This is a genomic window from Sivoneniella epilithica UHCC 1019 (genome assembly GCF_040830845.1).
Taxonomy (GTDB): Bacteria; Cyanobacteriota; Cyanobacteriia; order Leptolyngbyales; family Leptolyngbyaceae; genus ULC077BIN1.
In genome coordinates, this window is the sequence record NZ_JBFPDP010000039.1 from 43,566 (window position 1) to 53,261 (window position 9,696).

Consider the following 9,696-nt stretch of genomic DNA (forward strand, 5'->3'; position numbering starts at 1 on the left):
TGATCCCAGCAAGGGTAGGCACAAGGCGCTACCCCTACCCATGAAAATCATGATAGAAGCTTTTATTCCCCGCGCTACCCACCACTAACTGTTTTTTCGGAGCAACCAATAGGTCGCCATTTCACCTTTGCCTTTTACATCAATCGTGCCCCGTCGCTCAAATTGATACTGGTCTTTCAAGCGGTGATAGGTGGCTTCGGTGACTTGAATTCTGCCGGGAATACCATGAGATTCCATGCGGTTTGCAATATTAACAGTGTCGCCCCAGAGGTCATAGGTGAATTTCTTTTTGCCAATGACTCCCGCAATGACGGAGCCTGTATTAATGCCGATACGAACCGCGATCGCCTGTCCTTCGTAGGTGCGAAACTGGGTAATTTCGTGCTGAATGTCTAATGCCATATTGGCGATCGCTTCAGCATGATCGGTACGCGGATTGGGTAAACCTCCCACTGCCAAATAAGCATCCCCAATTGTTTTGATTTTTTCAATGCCATGTTTTTCGCACAGATCATCAAACACTAAAAAAATCCGATTCAACAATCCCACTAAATCGGCAGCGGAAATGTTAGCAGACAAATTGGTAAAGCTGACAATATCTGCGAACAGAACCGTTACTTCTTCGTAGCTTTCGGCAATCAAAGCTTTACTATTTTGTTCTTGTAGGAGATCTAAACTTTGCTTGAGTTGATCGGCGATCGCTTGAGGCAACACATTCAGCAACAGTTTTTCAGAGCGTTCTTGTTCGCTTGCTAAGGCTTCTTCGGCTTGCTTACGGAGCGTAATATCTTCGATTACGCCCAAAATGCCGATCACGTTTTGGTAGGGATCGTGAATCGGAATTTTGCTAATGTCAAGCCAGGATTTTTTGCCGTCCACGGCTCTAACTTTGGGGGCAATAAAGTGAAGTTTGGGCGTATCGGTTTCAATAATATGGCGATCTTGGGTGCGAAACTGCTCGGCGATCGCCGGATCGGGCAATAGGTCAAAATCGGTTTTGCCCACGATTTCATTCGGGTCGCCTAGTTGGGCGGCTTCTGCCCAGTTTTGATTACAGCCTAAAAAGACAAGATTGGTATCTTTCCAAAAAACCTGCTGGGGAATGTTATCTAAAATCAAGCGGAGGTATTGTTCTTTTTCTTGGAGGGCGGCTTCGGCACGCTTGCGATCGCTAATATCAAACCCAATCGACAAAATTTCATTAATTTCGCCGTGATCATCCAAAATGGCTTTGATTGACCACTTGACCCAAACTTTTTCTCCCGTGCTGCGAGAGTTTTCAGATTCCGCATCTTGGTAATGTTCGGGGGTTTGGCACAGTTCGTCAATCCAAAGTTTGAGGTTTTCCCAAGAGTCTGCTTGAGCCGGAACGAGGGAGCCAATAATGTTTTGTCCTAAAATTTCCGGTTCGGTATAGCCAAAGAATTCTTGCCCATAGCGATTTAAGAAGGTGATATATCCATCTGTATTCCAGCGTAAAATGATGGTGTTGGCGGATTCTACCAGGTCGCGATATTTTTTCTGGCTTTCAGCGATCGCGGCTTCTGCTCGTTTGCGATCCGTAATATCTTTGGTCACGGCAAGGAGACAAGGTTCGCCTTCTAGCTCAATAATTTCAGCAGACAGTAGAGCCGTCATCACGTCGCCATTTTTTTTGCGAAGTTGAATTTCTAAATCTTTGATCTCGGCTTGCTCGGCAATGAGGCGGTGAAGCTGGGTGCGATCGTCGGGGTTTGCCCAAGCCCCTAGATCAAACACAGTTTGACCCAATACTTCTTCATGAGTGTAGCCAGACATTTCTAAAAAACTTTCGTTCACATCGATAAAGTGTCCAGTTTTGAGGGAACTGATGGTGATGAAATCGGGAGAAGCACGAAAGGCTTTGGCAAACTTTTCTTGGGAAATATTAAGCGCTTCTTCGGTGCGGCGACGGGATTGGGCAGCAACTCCTAGTGCAATCAAATCGGCGATCGAACGGGCAAAACTTTGTTCTTCTACTGTCCAGTGATGGGCTTTGCCAACCTGTTCTAAGCAAATGACTCCAATGGTTTGACCGCCAGAGCGGATGGGCGTATCTAACAGAGACGTGACTCCGGTTGTGATGAAATAAGTGCTAATAAACTCTTGAGTCCGAGGATCAGTGTGAACGTCATCGGCTGTGAGCGTGACTTCTTCTTCTAAAGCGCTGAAGTAGATGGGAAAATCAGCCGCTGTAAGTTGGGGGCCGAAAGTGTGTTGGTTGGGCGATCTCTGATATAAGTCCAGGCATTTTAGCGTGGTATAGGTATCATTAAACCGCCAAACGCTGGCACGTTCTATGCCTAAAGTGTGGGTAGCCGCTTCGGTAATTTGTTGTAGGGCAGCATCCAGATTGCCCTCGTTTAGCACCGTGCTTTTTGCCAGTTCGAGTAAGACGCGGTTTTGTTTACGCAGTTGGCGATCGCTCTGGCGGAGTGTTTCTTCTGCTTGCAGCCGTTCTGCTTCTCTGTATTTCTGTTCGCTGATATCTCTCGCCACCCAAATGACCGTCTCTTGAGACAATGGCGACACATTCGCAGAGAACCACACTGCTTGATTATCCACAATCACACTGTATTCCACATTCACTACTTGTCCGCTCTGTAAGGCTTGCCGAATTCCTTGGATCACTTTATCGGCTTGGGCATCTGGCATCAAATCGTGGGCAGTCTTGCCGATTTGCTCCGATACGGGGCTAATGAGTTGCGTCGGATGGGTGGATACAATTTTCAGAAACTGCCCATCTTGGTCATAGACAACGACTAAATCAGTCATGGCGGCAAACAAGGCTCTGAGTTCGGCTTCTGCGTTTGTCAAGGAAGCAGTACGCTCTTGCACTCGTTGCTCTAAACTTGTGTTGGTCTGTTCCAGGATGGCAAATGATTCCTGCAACTGTTGCGCCATGCGATTAAACGAGGTTGCCAAGGTTTCGAGTTCAGTAATTCCTTTTGCCTGCACATTTTGGTGAAGTTGCCCATTGGCGAGGGCTTCTGAGGCGCGGCTGAGTTGCAAAATTTGGTGGGCAATCCAGCGAGAGGTGGGAATGCCAAATAGGGTTGCGAGGGCGAGGGCGATCGCGCACCCTAACAAGGTATTGCGCGTATTCGCATTAATCTGTCCCATAAAGTCGGCTTCGGGCACCACGACCACAATCAACAAATCCAAGCCATAGTCGTCTTTCCAGGGCATGACGAGTAAAAATTGGCGCTGATCTTGCCGATAAAATTCCAGTTTTTTAGTTTGGTTGATTTGTTTTAGGCTGCCAAAGGTGTTGATTAAAAAATAGGTGCTGTCGCGAATCAGCGGATCGGCGCTATCTGTGGCACTGAGGCGAACTGCCTTACCGTTGACGATACGAAATGGTTTTTCAGTGTTTGATGAAGCAGCAACCAGTTTTCCAGAGCGTTCTAGAATAAAAGTCTCTCCAGTTTTGCTGACTTGAATGCTTGCCAAAAAGTCACTAATTTGGGTCAAAATTTGGTCTACGCCTATGACCCCAAGCAACTTATCGTTTTTGTCGTATAGGGGATAGTTGGCGCTAATAGACATCACCTCTGGTTTATCGTCCCAGTTATAGATGGAACTCCATGCGGGTTTGCCGATTTTCACGCCGTCTACATACCAGCCTTCGGTCAAAGGATTATAGTTGGGAGTGATTTTAATCATTTTGGCGCGATCGCCCTGGGGTGTCGTGGTAAAGGTATATTGCTGATTCTTCGTTTGCGCTGATTTCTCGTTAATCAGCAGTTCGCCGCTATCCAGCCGCTCCACGCCAATAAAATCGCCCTTGGGATTGGCATAGCTGATATAGCCCACATTAAATATGTTCATCTGCCGCCAAAAATACTTTCCGGCGGTTTCAAAATTTCCCAGTTTCAACACCCCTAACTCGATCGCATCGGCATTGGTGCGGTTCAGTTGGAACGGAGTTGCTAAATAATCATCTAGATGCTGATGGATTCGGTTACCAGATTCATTCCGAACTTGGGTCGCCACTTCTTTCACTGCTTTCTGTCCATTTTGGTAAGACAGCAAGCCGACTGCAACGACGGCTCCCACCACTTGAATTAACAAGGGCACAACCATGACTAAACCGAGCGGAACCTTTTTCACAGCATTCGATGGAGGATTCGCCGAAAAAGGGGACCACGCAGGCAGCTTATTTAAGACCATTGCGAAGGTTCCCTATAGTTGAGGTGTTAGGAAAGAGGCAAGAGGGACGAGGGAAGAGTCAAAAGGGTTGACTCAAGTTTCTCAGGTCAACGCTGTGCTAACAGAACTTCTAACCCCGCACTCCTAACTCCGTACCTCTAACACCTAACACCCGACACCTGATTCACCCGAATCCTAACATCTGACACCCGCTACCTGACACCCGTCATCTACTTAAATTAATTCAATTGCCCGTTTGGTTAGCGCGTCTGGAGTGATGCCGTTGAGTGCCATCAATTCGCCTGCGCTGGCGGTGGTTTCGCCGCGTTTCCAGGCAAAGGTATCGCGGGGGGCGGTGCTACGGAGCAGGACGGGTTCTAGCATGGCGCTTGCCCCGCCGATCACGCCAATGAGGACATCCCCACCAAATAGGCGATCGAATCCGGCATCATCCAAAAAGCTATCATCTGGCTCAGAACACAGTTCCCATGCCACATCGGAAGGACGATAGAGGCGACGCGGACTGACGATCGCCACAATCCGCACACCCAAGCCCTGTGCCTCTAGCTGTTTAGCCGCTTCAAACACGGGATTCAGAATCATGTCGCCAATCACGGCAAACACGATGGTTTTGCTACCTTGGCTGTCGTGTAGGGCGATCGCGCCGTCTTTCAGCGCTTGTCGCGTTTGCTCAAACGTGGTGCGAATGGGCAAGGGGGATTTACTCGCGGTGATCACAATCCCTTTATTCTGCGTGGTTAAACTCCAGTCATAGCAAACCTGAACGCTGTTGGCATCGGGCGGAAACACGGGAAACACGTTACCATTTCGCATCATGGCAGCAAAGTAAGCTTCGATTTCGGGACGTTGATGGGTCCAGCCGTTGCGCCCTTGCTCCAGTGCTCCTGCGGTAAAGAGGGTAATCGTGGATGGCGTAGGGCGGCGCAGTTCTGCCATTGCCTGGATCACCGTTTGCCAAATAGGTAAGCCGTTGATTGCAAAGGATTCGTAGGAACACCAGAGCGTGCGGGCACCCATTAGAGCTAAGCCTGCTGCTAAACCCGCACAAGCGTCTTCGCTCAGTGGTTCATACACTTGTCCAATGGGGTTTTGGTTATAGAGCGGATCTGCCGTGGGGTGAATGATTTTGAGCGCCTGATTGATATTGGCAATGCCAGAAGCCTCGTTGCCGTCGGCGTTGGTCACTAGGTAGCTCGGATCGGTTTGCCCCACGTAGCCTACCAGTTTGCCCATAGCAGTTGTGGAAACTTTGGGGTCGCCGCCCACTGCAAATTCTTCTAGGGGAAGGGTTCCGAGATCAGGCAGCGATCGCACAAATTCGGTTACGACGGTTTTACTAGCCGATCCGCCTCCGGCTCTAGCGCAGTTGGTTCGCACCAAATCCCATGCTTCGGCGGTCAGGGCACGAGTTTTTAACGCACTCACAATGTCAGGATTCTCTAACGTGTGGTGAGCATAAAGGTTATGAGATTTGGCACCCCGCGCATGAACTCCGGCTCCTTTCAATTGTTTAATAATGAAAACTGTCAGGGTGCCGTTTAGCGCGGACTCTGCCGCTTTTGCCATGCCTTCCAATACCGCTTGAGTAAACGCCAATCGCTGTTTAAAGGAAAAGATGGTGCTGTCTACAAAGTCGCCCGATTGGTTTTGATCGTCAAACTCTTTGGCATCCACTAGCACCACTTGCTCAAATCCATTACCGCCCCAATAGTCCATCATGCGATCGCTCGATAGCGTGGACACCATGCTGTGATGCTCTTGGGAAAAACCATTCCACACCAGCACGGGCAAAAAATTGGTGGCATGGGGAAAAGCAGTATGGAAGTGTGCCATGGAACTGACAATGTAGGGTTCACCCAAACCGCCATCGCCCACCGTAAACGGAAACAGCTTATCGGGATGGAGTAATGCACCTGCCATTGCAAAGTGCTGCCCCTGACCGAGCGGTCCTGCTGGAGCCAATAAACCCGGAATTTGCCCGGATAGGTGACCGAGTAATCCGTGGCGCTCCCGGTAGCGATCGCGCAATTGCTGCACGGTTTCAATCCCCATATCTTCCAGTGAGCGATCTAAAAACATGGCGCTGTAGAAACCAGGCGCGTGATGTCCGACTTCTGTGACGAAGTTCTTATGTCCCAACATGACCAAGGCAGCGTAAGCTTCTGCTTGGCTGGCAAACCCGCCGGGGTGCCCCGATGCTTTGCTGGCAGTCACTTGTAGCGTCAGGTAGCGCAACGCATCCGCATAAAGCAATGTTTGATAGACGGCACAGGGATCATTTGGAGCAGTAATGGCAGTTTTGCCGTCTAAAATCGCTGGCATAATCCCGTAGCGATCGAATTCAGGATAGGACTCAGCAAAATATTGAATTCCCTCACAAAAGGCTGGAGCGGATTTGGGGTTCGGAGTAACTGCCGTCATGCTTGAGATACCTGGTGCAATGATGAAAGGGCGCGATCGCTCAATACTTTATCCTACACAGCGATCTGCACAAAAAATTGACGGGCTTGATACCGACCTTTGCAGGCTACCCATCGACGACTCTCTTACTCTCACCCCGTCTAGCTTAGACTAGGACTGTCAGCATTCATTAACCAGGAACTTGGCGATGGCACAAATTACCTACAAGGTAGAAGCATTCTGGGATGCAAAAGCTGCCGTTTGGGTGGCAACGAGTGAAGATGTCCCAGGACTGGCAACCGAAGCTGAGACGATTGAGGCTTTAATGCAGAAACTTCGGGGGATAATTCCGGAACTCATTCGGCTCAATCGGGTTGTAACTCCTAGCATGGGGGCAATTTCGTTCCAGTTGACGAGTCACCGCCAAGAGTTGATCGAGGTCGCTTTCTAGATGAGTGGGTCGTTTACTCCGCAGCTAAAAAACCTGTTGCTGGAGGCAGATTGCTACTTTGAACGACAGGGTAAAGGAGACCATGAGATTTGGTACAGCCCCATCACAGAGCAACGATTTGTTGTGGATGGTTCCATTAAATCGCGGCATACTGCTAATGCTGTTTTGAAGCAAGCAGGGCTGCCTAAAGCTTTTTGAGAAAGTAGGTTCCCTCTCACTGCATAAGATCGCACCTCTTTCCACCCTACCCTTTCACCTGCCTCAAAACTGCCACGAAATTGTGCCCTGCACTGTGAGCGCACTAGAAGTGAGATCGCCACACCTCACTGATCAGGCAAACAGGTCGGCAACCTCTGCCAAGAGCCTTGTCCCGTCATTGAACCTTTTGCTACCAGAAAAACACTCCCATCTTTGTCAACAACCCAACCAGTTGCCTCGACAATTGGATTTTTCCCTTCCCTCGCTTCTCCACCTGCCCTGTATCCTTCTGCTCTTTGCCCGTTGCCCTCTGCTTTCACTTCGACCCAAGAAGCAACGCCTTCACCACTCTGTAATGGCTCCAGCGGATTCTCTGGCAACCCACCCCGCCCCGTCACCGTAAATGAACTCCGCCGAAACCCACTCCCCGCTGCACATTTCTGATCAATCCGATTGGATGGATCGGCTAAGCCCCCTGGCAATTGCTGCAATCCCCGACTGGGATCAATGCCCAAGGTATTAATCGCCACGACTCCGCTCACGCCAAAGGTAGAACTGGCAGTAATATCGCTAAACTCTGTCAGCTTTTGACGAAACTGCAATCCATAAATTCCCTGGGCGGTAATGTTGACCCGACCGCCACTGCCCGTAAACGCATTGGCAGTAATGTCGCTGTTCTCAGACTTGACTCCAACAATGAAGCCTTTGGGAGCATTGATGGTGATATTGCCGCCATTGCCACCAAACTGCTCACTTCCTGCCGTGGTTGAAATTTGGCTGTCGCGTCGCAGGAGCAAAAGATCGCCCACATTTAGATTGATGTTAGCTCCATTGCCGGAAACTGATGTAGCGGTAATAAAGCCGCGATCTAACTGAATATTTCGGGCAGTGATATCGAGATTGCCAGCACTGCCGTTACCAAAAGCGCTAGAACTGACTGCTGCTCCATTGGTCACATTGAGGGAGTCAGTCTCCACAGAGATATCCCCACCTCGTCCGCTGCCGACAGGTGTAACTTGACTAACAATTCCGCCGTCATCAATGGCAATAGTGGTGGCGGTTACCCGCAGATTTCCCCCATTGCCATTGCCAAAGGTACTGGCAGAGACCACTGCCCTATCTGTTACGGTGAGGGAGCCAGTATCAATGGTGATATCGCCACCACTTCCAGTGCCTGTGATTTCCACTCTATTAAGAATCCCACTACGAAGTTGACCATTGAATGTACTGCCATAGCCATCCAGACCAATGGAATTGGCTAGGACTCTTACACTTCCCGCATTACCCTTGCCAAACGTGCTGGAATCAACCGCTGCACCATTGGTTATAGCCAGTGAATCAGTCTTAATGGTGATATCTCCACCTTGTCCATTGCCTGTAGATACAACTTGACTAAAAAGCCCGCTGCGAACTTGACCATTGGGGGTAATGCCATCCAGGGTAATGGAGTTGGCAGTCACCCACATATTCCCTCCATCGCCGTTGCCTAATGTGCTGGTAGAGATCTCTGCACCATTGGTCAGGGTGAGAGACTCCGTTTGAATGGTTGTATCCCCACCTTGTCCGCTGCCTGTGCTTTCAACTTGACTAAAAATTCCACTAGGAGTTTGACGATTGAATGTATTACCATAACCATCCAGGGCAATAGAATTGGCTGTGACTCTTGCATTTCCCGCATTACCCTTGCCAAACGTACTGGAATTGACCACTGCACCATTGGTTATAGTGAGTGAACCACTCTCAATGGTGATATCTCCTCCTCGTCCAATACCTGTAGGTGCAACTTGGCTAGCAATCCCAGTGGGAGCTTGACCATCAGGTGTAATGCCATCCAGAGTAATGGAGTCGGCAGTCACCTGCACATTTCCTCCGTTGCCATTGCCAAAGGTGCTGGCTAGGATCTTTGCACCATTCGTCATGGTGAGGGACTCCGTCTGGATGGTTATATCCCCACCGCGTCCGCTGCTTGTCAAACCAAGGACACTACCAATACCACTACCATTGAGGGCAATGGTGTCGGCAGTCACCCGCACATTCCCCCCATTGCCATTACCAAACACATTGGCAGATATCTGTGCACCATTGGTCATTGTGAGAGAGTCAGTTTCTATGGTGACATCTCCAGCACGTCCGCTACCCCTAGATCCAACTTGAGTACCAATCCTTGCAACTTGATCATTGAGTGTATCGCCATCTAGGACAATGGATTTAGCAGTCACCCACACATTTCCCCCGTTGCCATTGCCATTCGTAATAGCTCCGATCCCTGAACCGTTGCCCACTCGAATATCGGCAGCAGCGATATGAATGTTGCCGCCTTGTCCAATCGCATCCGAGTTAACTGTATTGGCGATGCGGCTACTTTTGGTTAATTTCAAACTAGTAGTCTGTCAAGAAAGAATTGATGGATAGAGACGCTTGAGTTTGATGCGGGCATCTTGAGTCGTAAATTGCCA

General features: G+C 49.5%; 6 protein-coding genes. 3 read left to right on the plus strand and 3 right to left on the minus strand.

Going from position 1 to position 9,696, the window contains the following annotated elements; translation table 11 throughout:
- Positions 1-84: 84 nt before the first annotated feature.
- Positions 85-4,131: an adenylate/guanylate cyclase domain-containing protein gene (locus tag AB3R30_RS19985; RefSeq protein WP_458650979.1), complete on the minus strand. Its 4,047-nt coding sequence runs from the start codon at positions 4,129-4,131 to the stop codon at positions 85-87.
- A 273-nt stretch (positions 4,132-4,404) separates the two neighbouring features.
- Positions 4,405-6,612 (minus strand): phosphoketolase family protein, encoded by a 2,208-nt coding sequence (locus AB3R30_RS19990; RefSeq protein ID WP_458650980.1) that lies wholly within the window; start codon positions 6,610-6,612, stop codon positions 4,405-4,407.
- On the opposite strand from AB3R30_RS19990, the gene AB3R30_RS19995 reads away from it, so the two are divergent.
- The 3 genes from AB3R30_RS19995 to AB3R30_RS20005 are packed head-to-tail and all read left to right on the plus strand — an operon-like array spanning position 6,611 to position 7,240.
- Entirely contained in the window at positions 6,611-6,766 is a 156-nt protein-coding gene (locus AB3R30_RS19995; protein WP_458650981.1) for a hypothetical protein, read from the plus strand. The genes AB3R30_RS19990 and AB3R30_RS19995 overlap by 2 nt on opposite strands.
- Before the next feature lie 33 nt (positions 6,767-6,799).
- Positions 6,800-7,042 carry a DUF1902 domain-containing protein gene (locus tag AB3R30_RS20000; RefSeq protein WP_458650982.1) on the plus strand — a complete coding sequence of 81 codons (243 nt, stop codon included), beginning with the start codon at positions 6,800-6,802 and terminating at the stop codon, positions 7,040-7,042.
- Positions 7,043-7,240, plus strand: coding sequence for a type II toxin-antitoxin system HicA family toxin (locus AB3R30_RS20005; RefSeq protein WP_458650983.1), 198 nt, complete (start codon positions 7,043-7,045; stop codon positions 7,238-7,240).
- A gap of 125 nt (positions 7,241-7,365) precedes the next feature.
- On the opposite strand, the gene AB3R30_RS20010 is transcribed toward AB3R30_RS20005, so the two are convergent.
- A complete protein-coding gene (locus tag AB3R30_RS20010) occupies positions 7,366-9,618 on the minus strand; it encodes a beta strand repeat-containing protein (RefSeq protein WP_458650984.1) in 2,253 nt (750 codons plus the stop codon).
- Between the last annotated feature and the right edge of the window lie 78 nt (positions 9,619-9,696).